This is a genomic window from Methyloversatilis universalis FAM5, assembly GCF_000214035.2.
Classification (GTDB): Bacteria; Pseudomonadota; Gammaproteobacteria; order Burkholderiales; family Rhodocyclaceae; genus Methyloversatilis; species Methyloversatilis universalis.
Window position 1 is genome coordinate 38128 of sequence record NZ_AFHG01000057.1, and the last position, 16018, is coordinate 54145.

14 protein-coding genes are annotated in these 16018 nt (G+C 69.6%); 10 read left to right on the plus strand and 4 right to left on the minus strand.

The features are described 5' to 3' along the window. Window positions 1-4 precede the first annotated feature (4 nt). The 9 genes from cbbX to fba all read left to right on the plus strand — a co-directional run bounded on the left by cbbX (window position 5) and on the right by fba (window position 9194). A complete protein-coding gene (cbbX, locus tag METUNV1_RS15770) occupies window positions 5-937 on the plus strand; it encodes a CbbX protein (protein ID WP_008063492.1) in 933 nt (310 codons plus the stop codon). Further along, the gene (locus METUNV1_RS15775; RefSeq protein ID WP_008063493.1) at window positions 927-1694 is read left to right on the plus strand and encodes an HAD-IA family hydrolase; all 768 of its coding nucleotides are present in this window, start codon (window positions 927-929) and stop codon (window positions 1692-1694) included. The genes cbbX and METUNV1_RS15775 overlap by 11 nt, the downstream gene beginning before the upstream one ends. After that, on the plus strand, window positions 1691-2410 hold the full coding sequence (gene rpe, locus METUNV1_RS15780) for a ribulose-phosphate 3-epimerase (RefSeq protein WP_008063495.1): 720 nt from the start codon (window positions 1691-1693) through the stop codon (window positions 2408-2410). The genes METUNV1_RS15775 and rpe overlap by 4 nt, the downstream gene beginning before the upstream one ends. After that, window positions 2403-3107: an HAD family hydrolase gene (locus METUNV1_RS15785; RefSeq protein ID WP_008063496.1), complete on the plus strand. Its 705-nt coding sequence runs from the start codon at window positions 2403-2405 to the stop codon at window positions 3105-3107. The genes rpe and METUNV1_RS15785 overlap by 8 nt, the downstream gene beginning before the upstream one ends. Window positions 3108-3177: 70 nt before the next feature. Further along, a complete protein-coding gene (locus tag METUNV1_RS15790) occupies window positions 3178-4248 on the plus strand; it encodes a class 1 fructose-bisphosphatase (RefSeq protein ID WP_008063499.1) in 1071 nt (356 codons plus the stop codon). Between the two features lie 38 nt (window positions 4249-4286). Continuing rightward, window positions 4287-5165, plus strand: a complete 879-nt coding sequence (locus tag METUNV1_RS15795; protein WP_008063502.1) for a phosphoribulokinase — start codon at window positions 4287-4289, stop codon at window positions 5163-5165. A gap of 10 nt (window positions 5166-5175) precedes the next feature. Continuing rightward, window positions 5176-7215, plus strand: coding sequence for a transketolase (gene tkt, locus METUNV1_RS15800; protein WP_008063504.1), 2040 nt, complete (start codon window positions 5176-5178; stop codon window positions 7213-7215). Then, complete coding sequence (locus METUNV1_RS15805; RefSeq protein WP_008063506.1) at window positions 7212-8075, plus strand: glyceraldehyde-3-phosphate dehydrogenase; 864 nt, start codon at window positions 7212-7214, stop codon at window positions 8073-8075. The genes tkt and METUNV1_RS15805 overlap by 4 nt, the downstream gene beginning before the upstream one ends. Before the next feature lie 102 nt (window positions 8076-8177). After that, window positions 8178-9194: a class II fructose-bisphosphate aldolase gene (gene fba, locus METUNV1_RS15810; protein ID WP_008063508.1), complete on the plus strand. Its 1017-nt coding sequence runs from the start codon at window positions 8178-8180 to the stop codon at window positions 9192-9194. A 165-nt stretch (window positions 9195-9359) separates the two neighbouring features. Here fba and METUNV1_RS15815 read toward each other — a convergent pair whose 3' ends face one another. From METUNV1_RS15815 to METUNV1_RS15830, 4 genes are all read right to left on the minus strand, one after another. Continuing rightward, the gene (locus tag METUNV1_RS15815) at window positions 9360-10733 is read right to left on the minus strand and encodes a sensor histidine kinase (protein ID WP_008063509.1); all 1374 of its coding nucleotides are present in this window, start codon (window positions 10731-10733) and stop codon (window positions 9360-9362) included. A gap of 20 nt (window positions 10734-10753) precedes the next feature. After that, window positions 10754-11518, minus strand: a complete 765-nt coding sequence (locus tag METUNV1_RS15820; protein ID WP_008063511.1) for a helix-turn-helix transcriptional regulator — start codon at window positions 11516-11518, stop codon at window positions 10754-10756. A gap of 10 nt (window positions 11519-11528) precedes the next feature. Beyond that, the gene (locus tag METUNV1_RS15825) at window positions 11529-12389 is read right to left on the minus strand and encodes a DMT family transporter (RefSeq protein WP_008063512.1); all 861 of its coding nucleotides are present in this window, start codon (window positions 12387-12389) and stop codon (window positions 11529-11531) included. Between the two features lie 82 nt (window positions 12390-12471). Beyond that, window positions 12472-13407: an extracellular catalytic domain type 1 short-chain-length polyhydroxyalkanoate depolymerase gene (locus METUNV1_RS15830; protein ID WP_232416310.1), complete on the minus strand. Its 936-nt coding sequence runs from the start codon at window positions 13405-13407 to the stop codon at window positions 12472-12474. 405 nt (window positions 13408-13812) lie between these two features. On the opposite strand from METUNV1_RS15830, the gene METUNV1_RS15835 reads away from it, so the two are divergent. Further along, complete coding sequence (locus METUNV1_RS15835; RefSeq protein WP_008063516.1) at window positions 13813-16005, plus strand: putative bifunctional diguanylate cyclase/phosphodiesterase; 2193 nt, start codon at window positions 13813-13815, stop codon at window positions 16003-16005. Window positions 16006-16018 lie beyond the last annotated feature (13 nt).

The window sequence follows — 16018 nt, forward strand, 5'->3', positions numbered from 1 at the left end:
CGCGATGGACGCCGCCACCCTGATCCAGACCGTGCCGGCTGCCGCCGGCGAGGCGACGTCGCCACGCGCGATGTTCGCCTCGTCCGGCGTGCAGGCGCTGCTCGAACAGCTCGACGCCGAGCTGGTCGGGCTGGCGCCGGTCAAGGGCCGCATCCGCGACATCGCGGCGCTGCTGCTGATCGACCGGCTGCGCGCGCAGCAGGGCCTGCAGTCGCAGCCGCCCTCGCTTCACATGTGCTTCACCGGCAACCCGGGCACCGGCAAGACCACGGTCGCGCTGCGCATGGCCGAAGTGCTGCGCCAGCTCGGCTATGTGCGCAAAGGTCATCTGGTGGCGGTCACCCGCGACGACCTGGTGGGCCAGTTCATCGGCCATACCGCGCCCAAGACCAAGGAAGTGATCAAGAAGGCCATGGGCGGCGTGCTGTTCATCGACGAGGCCTACTACCTGTACCGGCCGGAGAACGAGCGCGACTACGGCCAGGAGGCGATCGAAATCCTGCTGCAGGTGATGGAGAACCACCGCGACGATCTGGTGGTGATCCTCGCCGGCTACCGCGACCGCATGGACACCTTCTTCTCCAGCAATCCGGGCATGGCGTCGCGCATCGCGCACCACATAGATTTCCCGGATTACAGCGAGGACGAGCTGATGCGCATCGCCGAGCTCATGCTGGGCGGCCTGAACTACCGCTTCGACGGCGACGCGCACGAGGCTTTCGCGCGCTACATCGCGCTGCGCCGCCAGCAGCCGCATTTCGCCAACGCGCGTTCGGTGCGCAACGCGCTGGACCGCATCCGGCTGCGCCACGCCACCCGCCTGTTCGGCGCCGACGCCGCGCCCGACCGCGACGCGCTGTGCCGGCTCGAAGCGTCGGACGTGCTGGCCAGCCGCGTATTCGCGGCCGACGGAAAGGACGACCTTCATGCGTCTTGATGCCCTCATCTTCGACGTGGATGGCACGCTGGCCGACACCGAAGAAGCGCACCGCACCGCCTTCAACCTCGCCTTCGAACAGCTGGGCCTGGGCTGGAAGTGGACTCGCGCCGACTACCGCCGGCTGCTCACCACCACCGGCGGCAAGGAGCGCATCGCGCGCCACATCGCGTCGCTGGACCTGAGCGAAGCCGACCGCGCCGACCTCGGCACCCGCATTCCGCAGATCCACGCGATCAAGACCCGGCTGTACAGCGCGGTGGTGCGCGACGGCGCGGTGCCGCTGCGCACCGGTGTGGCCCGGCTGCTGGACGAAGCCGCCGCCGCCGGCTGCCGGCTGGCGATCGCCAGCACCACCACCGCCGCCAATGTCGACGCGCTGCTGCACGCCACGCTGGGCACGCGCGCGCTCGACCTGTTCGGCGTCATCGCCTGCGGCGATCAGGTGGCCGCCAAGAAGCCGGCGCCCGACATCTACCTGCTGGCCATGCAGCACCTCGGCGTGCGCGCCGAGCACGCGATCGCCTTCGAGGATTCGGACAACGGCCTGCGCGCCGCCCACGCGGCCGGTCTGTGGACCGTGGTCACGCCGACCTACTGGAGCGAGGACCACGACTTCTCCGACGCCGACCTGCTGCTGCCGCATCTGGGCGAACCGGCCATCCCGCTGGCCGGCGAACCGGGTGGCCGGCTGCGCGAAGCAGCCTGGCTGTCCTTCGCCGAACTGAGCGGCCTGCGCGAGGAGGCCCTGTCATGAGCGTACGCATCGCCCCCAGCCTGCTGTCGGCCGACTTCGCCCGCCTCGGCGACGAGGTGAGCGCGGTGATCGAAGCCGGCGCCGACCTCATCCATTTCGACGTGATGGACAACCACTACGTGCCCAATCTGACGGTCGGGCCGCTGGTGTGTCAGGCGATCAGGCCGTATGCGGTGCGCGGGCCCGGCCATGAGCCGGTGCCCATCGATGTGCACCTGATGGTGAAGCCGGTCGATGCGCTGATTCCGATGTTCGCCCAGGCCGGCGCGTCCATCATTTCCTTCCACCCGGAAGCGAGCGAGCACATCGACCGGACCGTGCAGCTCATCCGCTCGCACGGCGTGAAAGCCGGACTGGTGCTGAACCCGGCCACGCCGCTCAGCGTGCTCGACCACGTGCTGGACCAGCTCGACCTGGTGCTCATCATGTCGGTGAACCCGGGCTTCGGCGGCCAGCGCTTCATCGAATCCGCACTGCCCAAGATCGAGGCAGTGCGCCGGCGCATCGAGGCCAGCGGCCGCGACATCTGGCTTGAGGTCGATGGCGGCGTCAATGCCGACAACGCCGCGCGCGTCGCCGCCGCCGGCGCCGACACGCTGGTCGCAGGTTCCGCCGTATTCACCGGCGGCCGCTACGCCGATTCCATCCGCACGCTGCGCGAACGCGCCCTCGCCGGCCGCGCGCAGACCCTCGCCCACGAGTCCTCTCATGACTGACAAGAACATCCCCGACCTGAGCCGCATCCACGCCATCGCCTTCGACCTCGACGGCACGCTGGTCGATAGCGCCGCCGACATCTGGCACGCGCTGAATGTCGGCCTGTCCACCGCCGGCCTGCCGACTGTCGACCTCGTCACCGTACGCGGCTGGATAGGCGGCGGCCCGGACAGGCTGATCGCGCGCGCGCTCGCCCACCTCGGCCGCACCGACGACGCCACGCTGCCGGCCCGGCTGCGCGCCGCCTTCGACCGTGCCACGCTGGCCGCGCCGCTGGACCACGGCATGGTCTATGACGGCATCGAGGAAATGGTGGAAGGGCTGTACGCGCTGTGCCCGCTGGTGGTTGTGACCAACAAGCCCACGCCGCTGGCGCGCGCAGTGCTCGCCGCCGCCGGCCTGCTGCCCTTCATGTCCACCGTCCATGGCGGCGACCGCGAAGAGCTGCTCAAGCCCTCGCCGTCCATGCTGGTCGATGCATCGGACCGGCTGGCGGTCAGCACGGCCCAGCTGCTGATGGTGGGCGACAGCGCCGCCGACCTGCTGGCGGCCAAGGCCGCAGGCTGCCCGGTGGCGCTGGTCGGCTGGGGCTATGGCGAGCATGCCTCCGCCCCCGGCGTCACGCCCTGGCCACTGACCCGCCCGGCCGAACTGCTTGCCGCGATGAGCGCGCGCTTCGAGGAACAGACCGAATAGTCACCACATGCCCGCGCAGCGCCGCACAGACGGCACGCGCTCAGGAATTCACATCAAGGGAGGAGAAATCATGCCCACAGGCGGACGCACCACGCTGGTCCAGTACCTGATCGAAGAACGCCGTCGTCATCCGGAGGCGACCGGCGACCTCAATGCGCTGATCACCGACGTCGCGCTCGCCTGCAAGGCGATCTCGCGCAAGGTGGCTTTCGGCGGGCTGGCCGGCGTACTGGGCTCGGCCGGCAGCGGCAATGTGCAGGGCGAGGAACAGAAGACGCTGGACGTGCTCAGCAACCAGATCTTCCTGCGCGCCAACGAATGGGGCGGCCACGTCGCCGCGATGGCGTCGGAAGAGCTGGACGACATATCGCTGCCGCCGGGCCAGTACCCGCGCGGCAAGTACCTGCTCGCCTTCGACCCGCTGGACGGCTCGTCCAACATCGACGTGAACGTGTCGGTCGGCAGCATTTTCTCGATCACCCGCGCGCCCGATCCGGACCGCGAAGCGACCACCGCCGACTTCCTGCAGCCGGGCCGCGAACAGGTGTGCGCCGGCTACGCGATCTACGGCCCCTCCACCATGCTGGTGATCACGCTGGGCAGCGGCACCCACGGCTTCACGCTGGACCCGGTGCTGGGTGAATGGGTGCTCAGCCACCCGGACCTGAAGGTGCCGTCGGCCACCCGCGAATTCGCGATCAACGCGTCCAACAGCCGCTTCTGGGAGCCGGCGGTGCGCCGCTATGTCGATGAGTGTCTGGCCGGCCGCACCGGCCCGCGCGAAGCCGATTTCAACATGCGCTGGATCGCCTCGCTGGTGGCGGAAACCCACCGCATCCTGATGCGCGGCGGCGTGTTCCTGTACCCGAAGGACAACAAGGATCCGGCCAAGCCCGGCCGCCTGCGCCTGCTGTACGAAGCCAGCCCGATCTCCTTCCTGATCGAGCAGGCCGGCGGCCGCGCCAGCACCGGACGCAGCCGGCTGATGGACGTGCAGCCGGAGGCGCTGCACCAGCGCATCGGCTTCGTGTTCGGTTCGGCCGACGAGGTCGAGCGCATCGAGGCCTACCACCGCGAACCGGCGGACGACTTCCGCTCACCGCTGTTCGGCAAGCGCGGCCTGTTCGCCGACATCGTCTGAACGCACACCCGATTCCGCACCCTTCCGCGAGGTTTTCCATGTCCGCGAAACACCCCATCGTCGCCATCACCGGTTCGTCCGGTGCCGGCACCTCGTCGGTCACCCGCACCTTCGAGAACATCTTCCGCCGCGAAAACGTATCGGCCGCCATCATCGAAGGCGACAGCTACCACCGCTACGACCGCGCCGAAATGAAGAAGGCCATGGCCGAAGCCGAAACCGGCGGCCGGCCGCACTTCAGCCACTTCGGCGAAGACGCCAACCTGTTCGCCGAGCTGGAACAGCTGTTCCGCGACTACTCGGAAAGCGGCACCGGCCGCAGCCGCAAATACCTGCACAACGACGAGGAAGCCGCGCCCTACCAGCAGCCGGCCGGCACCTTCACGCCGTGGGAGCCGCTGCCGGACAGCGAACTGCTGTTCTACGAAGGCCTGCACGGCGGCGTGAAGACCGAACATGTTGATGTATCCCGGTACGCCGATCTGCTGATCGGCGTGGTGCCTGTCATCAACCTCGAGTGGATCCAGAAGATCCACCGGGACCGCAGCACCCGCGGCTATTCCACCGAAGCCGTGACCGACGTCATCCTGCGGCGTATGCACGACTACGTGCATTACATCTGCCCGCAGTTCACGCGTACCCACATCAACTTCCAGCGCGTGCCGGTGGTCGATACCAGCGACCCCTTCATCGCACGCACGATACCCACCGCCGACGAAAGCCTGGTGGTGATCCGCTTCGCCAACCCGCGCGGTTTCGACTTCCCCTATCTGCTCAGCATGCTGCACGACTCCTTCATGTCGCGCGCCAACACGCTGGTGGTGCCGGGCGGAAAGATGGAACTGGCGATGCAGCTCATCTTCACGCCGATGATCCTGCGTCTGATCGAACGCCGCCGCCAGCAGCGGGCCGCCTGAGGAGAGCGCGATGAACGACATGAACGCCCCGCTCTTCCTGCGCAGCCAGTGCGCCAACGCGATCCGTGCGCTGGCGATGGACGCGGTGCAGGCCGCGAACTCCGGCCACCCGGGCATGCCCATGGGCATGGCCGACATCGCCGAGGCGCTGTGGCGCCACCACCTGAAGCACGACCCGGCCGACCCGCAGTGGCCGGACCGCGACCGCTTCGTGCTGTCGAACGGCCACGGCTCAATGCTGCTGTATGCGCTGCTGCATCTCACCGGCTATGACCTGCCGATGGACGAGCTGCGCCGCTTCCGCCAGCTGCATTCACGCACGCCGGGCCACCCTGAGATCGACGTCACGCCGGGGGTGGAAACCACCACCGGCCCGCTGGGCCAGGGCATCGCCAACGCGGTCGGCATGGCACTCGCCGAAAAGCTTCTGGCCGCCGAATTCAACCGGCCGGGCCACACGGTGATCGACCACCGCACCTGGGCCTTCGTCGGCGACGGCTGCCTGATGGAAGGCATCAGCCACGAAGTATGTTCGCTGGCCGGCACCTGGAAGCTGAACAAGCTGGTGGTGTTCTACGACGACAACGGCATCTCTATCGATGGCGACGTGAGCGGCTGGTTCACCGACGACACGCCGGCCCGCTTCGAAGCCTATGGCTGGGCCGTGGTGCGCAATGTGGACGGTCACGACCCGGTGGCGCTGGACGCCGCCATCGCGGCCGCCCACGACAGCGACAAGCCGGTGCTGGTGTGCTGCCGGACGCGCATCGGCCAGGGTTCGCCCAACCGCGCCGGCACCGCCAAGGCGCACGGCGAGGCGCTGGGCGACGCCGAGATCGCGCTCACCCGCGAAGCGCTGGGCTGGAGTGCGGCACCCTTCGAGATTCCGGAGGCCCTGCGCGCCGCCTGGTCGGCGAAGGAGCGCGGCGCTGCCTCGCATCGCGCCTGGCAGCAGCGGGTCGACAACTATGCCAAGGCCTTTCCGGAACTGGCCGCCGAACTGCGCCGGCGCCTGCGCCGCGACGCCCCGCTCACGTCGGACGCGCTGCGTGCGCTCGAAGCCGCCTGCGAAGCCGCCGAAGCGCGCGCCGCATCGGTGGCCACCCGCAAGGCTTCGCAGGACACGCTGCACATCGTGGCACCGGCCATTCCGGAACTGCTGGGCGGCTCGGCCGACCTGACCGGCTCCAACCTGACCGACTGGAAGGGCCACCGGCCGCTGAAGGGCGACGGCACTGGCAACCACGTGCACTACGGCGTGCGCGAATTCGGCATGTCGGCGGTGATGAACGGCATCGCGCTGCACGGTGGCTACCGTCCGTACGGCGGCACCTTCCTCACCTTCTCCGACTACGCGCGCAACGCGATACGCATGTCGGCGCTGATGAACCTGCCGGTCACCTATGTGTTCACCCACGACTCGATCGGCCTCGGCGAAGACGGCCCGACCCACCAGCCGGTGGAACACGCGGCCAGCCTGCGGCTGATTCCCGGGGTCGAAGTGTGGCGGCCGGGCGATGCCACCGAAACCGCGGTGGCCTGGCGCGAGGCGCTGCGGCGCGGCACGGGTCCGCAGCCGGGCCCGGCCTGCTTGCTGCTGTCGCGCCAGGCGCTGCCGCATGCCGGCGACGGCACGCCGCGCATCGACGACATCGCGCGCGGCGGCTACGTGTTGCGCGCGCCACGCGACGCCCGGATCTGCCTGATCGCGACCGGCTCCGAAGTGGGCGTCGCGCTGCTGGCGGCAGAACTGCTGGCGGCGGACGGCATCGCCGCCCGCGTCGTGTCCGTGCCCTGCATCGAGGTATTCGAACGGCAGGACGCGCACTGGCGCGAATCGGTGATTCCGCGTGCGCTGCCGCGCATCGCGGTGGAAGCCGGCAGCACCGGACTGTGGTGGAAGTACGTCGGCGAGCGCGGCGATGTGGTCGGCCTGGACCGCTTCGGCGAGTCGGCACCGGCCGGCCAGCTGTTCCAGCAGTTCGGCATCACGCCGGACGCCGTGGCCGCCCGCGCGCGCGCCCTGCTCGCCACGACGGAGCAGCCGTGAGCGTGCGCGTCGCGGTCGACGGCAGCGGCGCGATGGCGGCGAGCGTGCTGCACGCGCTGGCCGGCCGGGACGATCTGGATCTGGTCGTACTGAACACGCCGGGCGGGGATGCCGGGGGTGCCGGCATCGTCCCGCGCAGCCGCGAGCGCGACGCGCGCCGCCTGCCGTGGAAGCGGCATGCGGTCGACATCGTGTTCGACTGCAGCGGCCGCGACGCGCGCACCCATCTGGCCGCCGGTGCGCGGCGGGTACTGAGCTGCGCGCCGGCCGCCCGCGGGGCCGACACCACGGTCGTGTATGGCGTGAACCACCGCGCGCTGCGACCCAGCCACCGCGCGGTACACGGCGCCTGTCGCGCCACCCACGGCATCGCGCCGGTGGCGCGGGTGCTGCACGACGCGCTGGGCATTTCCAACGCCATGCTCACCGCGGTGTACAGCCGCCCGCACGACGTCGAGGGCGACGGCTTCGCGCTGCCGCTGCGCACCGGCGCCGCCGATCACCTGCACCGGGTGCTGCCCGAACTGGACCACTGTTTCGACGAAACCGAACCGATGCGCATGCCCGGCGTGCACGCCTCGCTGATCGGCATGGTGTTCGTCGCCGAGCGCACCACCACGGTCGAGGAGGTGAACAGCCTGATGCAGGCCGCCGCCTTCGGCGACTGGGCGGACATCGTGCGCTACGGCGACACGCCGTTCAGCACCGCGCTGTCCGACCGCGACACCCGCTCGTGCATCTTCGAAGCCGGCTGGACCCAGGTGTCCGGCCGCGTGGTGAAGGTGTGCGCCGGCTACCGCGGCGACCGCGGTTACGCGTACCGCATGGTCGATACCGCCGCCGTATGGAAGGCGTCGTGACGCGACGCCTTCAAGCCTGAAACCGCAGCCGTCAGGACGTCCGCGTCCCCGTCTGGCCTGCCACCCGATTTTCTTTTCGCACCGTCCTTCAAGGAGAACCGCATGCCCATGATTTCCCTGCGCCAGCTGCTCGATCACGCCGCCGAACACGGCTATGGCGTGCCCGCTTTCAACATCAACAACCTGGAACAGATACAGGCCATCATGCAGGCAGCGCAGAAGGTGAATGCGCCGGTCATCCTGCAGGCCTCGGCCGGCGCCCGGAAGTACGCCGGCGAGCCCTTCCTGCGCCGCATGGTGGAAGCGGCCGCGGAAATGTATCCGGAGCTGCCCATCGTGCTGCACCAGGACCACGGCGCCAGCCCGGCAGTGTGCGTGCAGGCCATCCGCTCCGGCTTCACCAGCGTCATGATGGACGGCTCGCTGATGGAGGACGCGAAGACGCCGGCCAGCTACGAGTACAACGTGGACGTGACCCGCCGCGTGGTCGACATGGCGCACGCGGTCGGCGTGTCGGTCGAAGGCGAACTGGGCTGCCTCGGCTCGCTGGAATCCGGCACCGCCGGTGAGGAGGACGGCGTTGGCGCAGCCGGCGTGCTCACCCACGACCAGATGCTGACCGACCCGGACCAGGCCGCCGAGTTCGTCGCCGCCACCGGCGTCGACGCGCTGGCCATCGCCATCGGCACCAGCCACGGCGCCTACAAGTTCAGCCGCAAGCCGACCGGCGACATTCTCGCCATCGACCGCATCAAGGCCATTCACGCGCGCATCCCGAACACCCACCTGGTGATGCACGGCTCGAGCAGCGTGCCGCAGGACTGGCTGGGCATCATCCGCGAGCACGGCGGCGACATCCGCGAAACCTATGGCGTGCCGGTCGAGGAAATCCAGGAAGGCATCCGCCACGGCGTGCGCAAGGTAAATATCGACACCGACATCCGGCTCGCCATGACCGGCGCCATGCGCCGCGCCATGGCCAAGGACCCGTCCGAATTCGACCCGCGCAAGTTCATGAAGGACGCCATGGCCGCCGCCCGCGACCTCTGCATCGAACGCTTCGAAGCCTTCGGCTGCGCCGGCATGGCCGGGCGCATCGTGCTGCGCAAGGCGGCGTAAAGGCTGCAGCACCGTTTTCGCAGGCGGCCGATCGCGGCGGGGCGCCGCTCCCACTGGAAAAGCGCAGCTCGTGGCAGTTGCCGTGGGAGCGGCGCCCCGCCGCTATGCAGCCCATGCATGGCCGCAGGCGGTTTCAGTCCGCCATCGGGCAGACGCCGTCCTGCCTTACGACGTCGAATCGGTCCGCGGCAGTTCGAGCGCGAATTCGGCGCCGCCCTGCGGGTGGTTGCGCGCAGTCAGCGTGCCGCCGTGCTGTTCGACGATGCCGTAGCTGATGGACAGGCCCAGGCCGGTGCCCTTGCCGACCGGCTTGGTGGTGAAGAACGGTTCGAAGATGCGCGACAGGTATTCGTCGGGGATGCCCGGGCCACTGTCGCGCAGGGTCATGCGCACGGTGTCGCCACGGCTTTCGCAGGCAAGGTCGAGGCGGACGGTCTGGCCGTCGCTGCCGGCGGCGTCGCAGGCGTTCTGCAGCAGGTTCATCACCACCTGCTGCAGCTGGCCGGCGCTGCCCTGCACGATGCAGGGTTCACCCGGCGTCCAGTCCAGTTCGATGTCGGCGGTGCTGCCCTTGCGTATCCAGTGGATGGCGCGGCGGATGACGGTGTTCAGATCCACCGGCTCACGCGTGCCGGAATCGACCGCGGAAAAGCGTTTCAGGCCATTGACGATGTCGGCGGTGCGCTGGGCACCTTCGACCGTGCCTTCGATCAGCGAAGGCAGGTCCTTCAGCAGGTGTTCGATGCGCAGCTTCACCCGCATGTCGGCCAGCTCTTCGTCGCTGGCGCCTTCGTGCACCGCGTCGATGTAGCGGCCCATGCGCTCGCTGTATTTCTTCAGCGCATGCACGTTGCCGAGCACGAAGCTGATCGGGTTGTTCAGTTCGTGCGCGACGCCGGCGACCAGCCGGCCGAGCGAGGCCATCTTTTCGGAATGCAGCAGCTGCTGCTGCGCCAGCTTGAGCGCCTCGTGCGCCTCGCGCAGTTCGTGATAGGCGCGTTTCAGTTCGGCGGTGGGCCGGCCGACGAACACGGTGCCGGCGCGCCGGCCGTTGCGCGCGAAGCGCGGCGTGAGGTTCGCGTCCACCGGCACCGGGCGGCCTTCGGCATCGAGCAGGTTCAGTTCGGCCGCGGCGCCACGGCGTGACGGATTGGCGTCGCCCAGAATGCCGCGCAGCCGCGCCGCGCTGTCGTTGTCAGCGAGCAGCGCATACACCGGCGTGCCGTGCAGCAGATCGTCGCTGCGGCCGACCAGTTCGCACAGCGCGGCATTGGTTTCCTCGATCTCGCCGCGCTCGTTGCACACCAGCAGCACGTCCGACATGGCGGACATGACGCTGAAGATGAACTGCTGCGACTCCTCCAGCTCGACGTTCTTCTGTTCGAGCGCGATTTCGTCGCTCACCAGCTGCGAATACACCTCGTCCATGCGCTGGATCACGTCCAGCCAGGTCGCCTCGTCCACGCCCTCGATATGGGCGCGCGCCAGCAGGTGTTCGGTGTCGGCGGAAGCTTTCGGACTGTCCGGGGTGTGGGGCATGACGGCGCTCGGCGCGAAGTTCAGGCCGCCATGCTAGCCGCAGCGCGGCGCCAGTGGCCGGGCGGCTGGCCGAAACGCTGGGTGAAGCGGCGGGTGAAGGCACTCTGGTCGGCAAAGCCGGTGTCGGCCGCGATGTCGGCCAGCGTGCGCTCAGGGCGGTCGAGCAGGGCGAGGGCGGCGTCCAGCCGCAGCCGGGTCAGGTAGCGGTGCGGCGCTTCGCCGAAGGCATCGACGAACAGGTCGTGGAAGCGCCGCGGGCCGTAGCCGAAATGCGCGGCCAGCACCGCCAGCGACGGCGGCTCGCCGGCGTGGGCGCGCAGCCAGCCGTCGATGCGGGCGACCGGAAAGCGGCGGGCGTCGTCCGCTGCCGGGGTAGCGTGCAGCCGGCGTGCCAGATCGTCGGCGAAGCGGGCGGCCAGCATCCAGTGGCGCGGCCGCGACACGCTGCTGTCGCGCACGCCCAGCAGCGGCTGTACCCGGCCACGCAGCGGGGCGTCGATCAGGAAGGGCTGCGGCCGCTCGAACAGTGCGCGGGGCAGGGCGACAGAATCGGCCGGCAGATCCACCACCAGCTGGCGGTTGTCGTGGTCGAGGCCACGGTAGTCGTGCCGGGTGCCGGCCGGAATCACCAGACCGGCGCCGGCATCGACCCGGTGCAGGTGGCCCTCCACCTCCAGTTCGGTCCCGCCGTCGCCGCCCAGCACCACCTGATGGAAGTCGTGCGCGTGCCCGGCCGGTTCGGCGGCGTAGCAGCGGGTATCGACATTGGGATCGGCGGCGTGCATGGCATGACTTTCAGCGACGCCGGCACAGTAGCACGCCGCCCAGGGCCAGCGCGAAACCGCCGATCTGCAGCGGACTGAGTCGCTCGCCGAACAGCAGTGCCGCCTGCACCGCGGCCAGCGGCGGCACCAGCAGCACCAGCACGCTCACCCGCGCGGCCGAGCCCTGACGCACCATCCACACCAGCAGCGTGCTGCCGATGGCCGACAGACCGAGCACCGCCCACGCCAGCGCGCCCCAGAGCGCGACACCCGGCACCCACAGCGACTCGCCGAGCAGCAGCGCCGCCACGCCGGTGACCAGCGCGCCTGCGGCGTTCTGCAGCGCGCTGGAGCTGGACAGATCGGTCGCCGCGATCGAGGTTTTCTGGATCAGCGTACCGGCGGTGATGGCGGCCACCGACAGCAGGGCGACCGCCAGCACCCCGGGCGACAGCGCTTCCGGCCCCACCGTGGCCAGATGCGGCGCAAGCACCAGCCCGACGCCCAGCGCGCCGGCCAACAGTCCACCCCAGAAATGACGGCCCAGCGGCTCACCGAACAGCCGCTGGGCGACCAGGGCGGTCAGCATGGGCTGCAGCGTGGCGAGCAGCGCCATCACCGCGGGCGACAGGCCGTGCGACACCGCCCAGTAACCGCCCCCCATGTACACACCCTGAAGCAATGCACCGGCGATCAGATGCGTGGGCCACTGATCGCGCGCCGGCCAGCGTGCACCAGCGGCGAACGCGATGCCTCCGAACAGCAGCGTGGTGAGCACGAAGCGCGCGCACAGGAAGAGGCCGGGGGCGGCCGCACCGTCGATGGCCCGGGCGACGATGAAGCCGGTGGACCAGACAAGCACGAACAGTACGGGAGCAAGCAGCGCGGACACGGCAAGGGCGGAGGGACGGAAAGCGACAGTCTGCCGCCGTCCGGGCAGTGCTGTCTTGTCGAAAACTGCAGCGCTGACCGGCTCAGTCCGCTTCGAACTGCCGCCGCACGAAGGCCCACACCATGCGCGACGCGTCAGGCCCGCTGGCATCGCCGTGCGGCTCGCGCGCATCGCCGCCGCTCCAGGCATGACCGAGGCCCTCGATCTCGCACAGCATGCTCACGGTGCGGCGGCCCTTGCGGTAACGGGTCATGGTCATCGGCAGGCGCGAGCCGCGCTGCACCCGGGTGGCGCTGCCGGCACGGGCGCCCGCCTGCTCCGCCCAGAGCTGCGCCGCGGCACGGCCGCATTCCGGCCACACCACGCGGTCACGCGAGCCGTGAATGACCAGCAGAGGCGGCCACGGCGGACCCGGTTCCGGTGCCGCGGGGGAACGTTGCCCGCGCATGGCCGCCAGCGCGTCCGAGGCCGCGTCGGCACACCCTGGCGCCACACCGGAATGCATGACCACCGCACGGAAGCGGGCAGGGTGGCGGGTGGCCAGCAGCGCGGCCATGCTGGCACCGGCGGACAGGCCGGCCAGCGCGATGCGCGCCGGATCGACCGGGTGGAACAGGCAGACCTGATCGATGGCCGCCATCAGGCAGGACATTTCGCCCGGGGCCCGGCGCGAACGGGTGCCGAACCAGTTCCAGCAGCCCTGCGCGTTCGCGCTGCGCTCATGCAGCGGATACAGCACCATGAAGCGCTCGCGCGCGGCAATGCGGTTCATGCGCGTGCTGAGCGCGAAGCCGCGGTCGTCCTGCCCGCATCCGTGCAGCATGACCAGCAGCGGCAGTTTCTCGCCGCGGCGTAGGCCACGCGGGCGGAACAGGTGGAAACGCCGCATCCCGCCCAGACCCAACGCCTGGCCGGCCATCCAGTCGCCATCGCCGGGGGGCGCGCGCATGCGTTCGGCCGCGCTGTCGAGCGCGCGGCGCAGCACGCGGCGACCGGAGCGCAATGTCGATCGCGTCATCGCGGACACCACGCGTCCCATCGAACGGGCGAGGGCAGATTGCCCACGGCGGCGCGCCATATTCAAGGCGCCCCGGCCGCGCGCATTGCAGCGGCATGACGGACAGTCATCGACATCGTGAGCGGAGCCGTACGGTGAAAAGCCCCAGTCTAAGCGGCGGGGCGACGACTGCGTCGCATCTGACACAGCGCTGTTCCGGTCGAGATGTAATCGGTCATTTCAGGACGATCACCCGGCCGCGTCAGGTGAAACCATTTGCATCGTGGGAGATCGCGCAGGATGATGTGGCCGTCAGGCATCATGCCGACGGGATGACGCGCACGCCAGTCAGCCTGCTGTCCGTCCATCCTCCCGGAATGCGCGCCCGCAGAGGCGCCATTCCAGAGTCTTGTCTGGGGCCCTGCGATGAAGTGTCCATCCATTCTTCCGTCCGAACCTGAAAGGCTGCGGTCGCTCGATGCCTATGGTCTGGGCAGCGACCGCCCGCTGCCCAGCCTGGATCCGGTGGTGCGCATCGCCGCCCGCATGTTCGGCATGCCGGTTGCCGCGGTAAATCTGATCGGCAGCGACCACGTTTTCTTCGCGGCCAGCACCGGCATCGACGAGCCGGTCGACATGAGCCGTGACGTGTCCTTCTGCGCGCACGCGATCAATCAGGGCGACGTGATGGTGGTGCCCGACGCGCTGACCGACGAGCGCTTTCATGACAACCCGCTGGTGACCGGTCGCGCCTGCCTGCGCTTCTATGCCGGCGTACCGCTGCTGTCGCCGGACGGGCACGCCCTCGGCGCGCTGTGCGTGATCGACAGCGTCCCGCACAAGGATTTCAGCGACGAGGACTGCGAACGTCTGCGCGAGCTGGCCCGCATGGCGGCCGACCGCCTCGAACTGCGGCGGATCGAGGTGGCGCCCGAGCACAGCCGCCCGGCCTTCGACGAATTCGCGCGCAACGCCCCGAACCCGCTGATCGCCTTCGACGCCGACGCGCGGCTGATCGGCTGCAACGGTGCCGCGGCCATGCTGCTGGGCCGCACCCCGGAACAGGGCCTCGGCGAGCCGGTGGACACGCTGCTGCCGGAACGCGATCGCGTCGCCTTCCGCGCACTGCTCGCGCCTGCGGTCGCGCAGGGCTCGCTCGACGGACTGGCGGTGCCCAAGGACATCATCGGCCTGCGCACCGACGGCGTCGAACTGCTGCTCGGGCTCACGCTGTTCCTGCACCGCGAACCGGATGGCATCACCTTCAGCGCCCACCTGCAGGATTGCAGCGAGCGCCGTGAGCGCGAGAACGCGCTGCGCCGCATGGCCAGCACCGACGGCCTGACCGGGCTGGCCAACCGCGCCGGCTTCTTCCGCCGGGTCGAAGAGGTGCTGACCCGGCCGTCACCGGCGGCAGTCATCATGATCGACCTGGACGGCTTCAAGGACGTGAATGACACGCTGGGCCACGCCATCGGCGACGGCATCCTGCAGCAGGTCGGTCACCGGCTGCAGGCGCTGGTCGATGGCGACGGCGTGGCCGCACGCATCGGCGGCGACGAGTTCGCGCTGCTGCTGGCCGGCACCGCCGACCTGAGCCGCGCAGGCGAGGTGGCGCACGCGGTGCTGACGACGATAGAGGATCCCATCGTGGTTGATGGCCACGAAGTGAGGGTGGCGGCCAGCTGCGGGCTGGCGGTCGCACCGCTGCACGCCAGCGAGGCGCTGGAACTGATCAGCAATGCCGATCTGGCGCTGTTCAAGGCGAAGAGCATCGGCCGCGCGCAGTGCTTCACCTTCCAGCCGGCACTGCGCATGGAGGCGGTGGCCCGCCGCCTGTACAGCATGGAACTGCACCGCGCCGCGCACGAAGGCGAATTCCTGCTGTTCTACCAGCCCCAGGTCAGACTGTCCGACGGCGCGCTGACCGGGGCCGAGGCGCTGATACGCTGGCTGCACCCGGAACGCGGCCTGCTGGCGCCGGCCGCCTTCCTGCCGGCACTCGAGGGCGGCCCGCTGGCCGCGACCGTAGGCGCCTGGACGCTGGAAGAGGCCTGCGCACAGGCCGCCTACTGGCGTCGCAACGGCGCACCGGATTTCCGCATGGGGGTGAATCTTTTCGGCGCGCAGTTCCGGGTCGGCGACCTGACCGAACAGGTCAGATCCGCGCTCGAAAGGCACGGCCTGCCGCCGGAGGCGCTTGAACTGGAAGTGACCGAGAACATCGTGCTCGACCACGACGATCTGGTGCTGGATACGCTGCAGCGGGTGCGCGCGCTGGGGGTGGGCGTGTCCTTCGACGACTTCGGCACCGGCTTCGCCTCGCTCAGCCTGCTCAAGCGCTATCCGCTGACCCGCATCAAGATCGACCGCTCCTTCGTCGAGGCCATGCTGGAATCGGAACGCGACGCATCGGTGGTGCGCGCCATCCTCGACATCACCCGCAGTTTCGCGCTCGACAGCATCGCCGAAGGCATCGAACAGGACGTGCAGCGGATACGCCTGTTCCGCGAGGGCTGCGTGCACGGACAGGGCTATCTGTTCGGTCAGGCACTGTCCGCAGACCAGTTCGCCCAGGCTTTCGGGCTGGGCGGCGGCAGCCGGATTTCGAACGGCTGACCGAAGGTGGCGG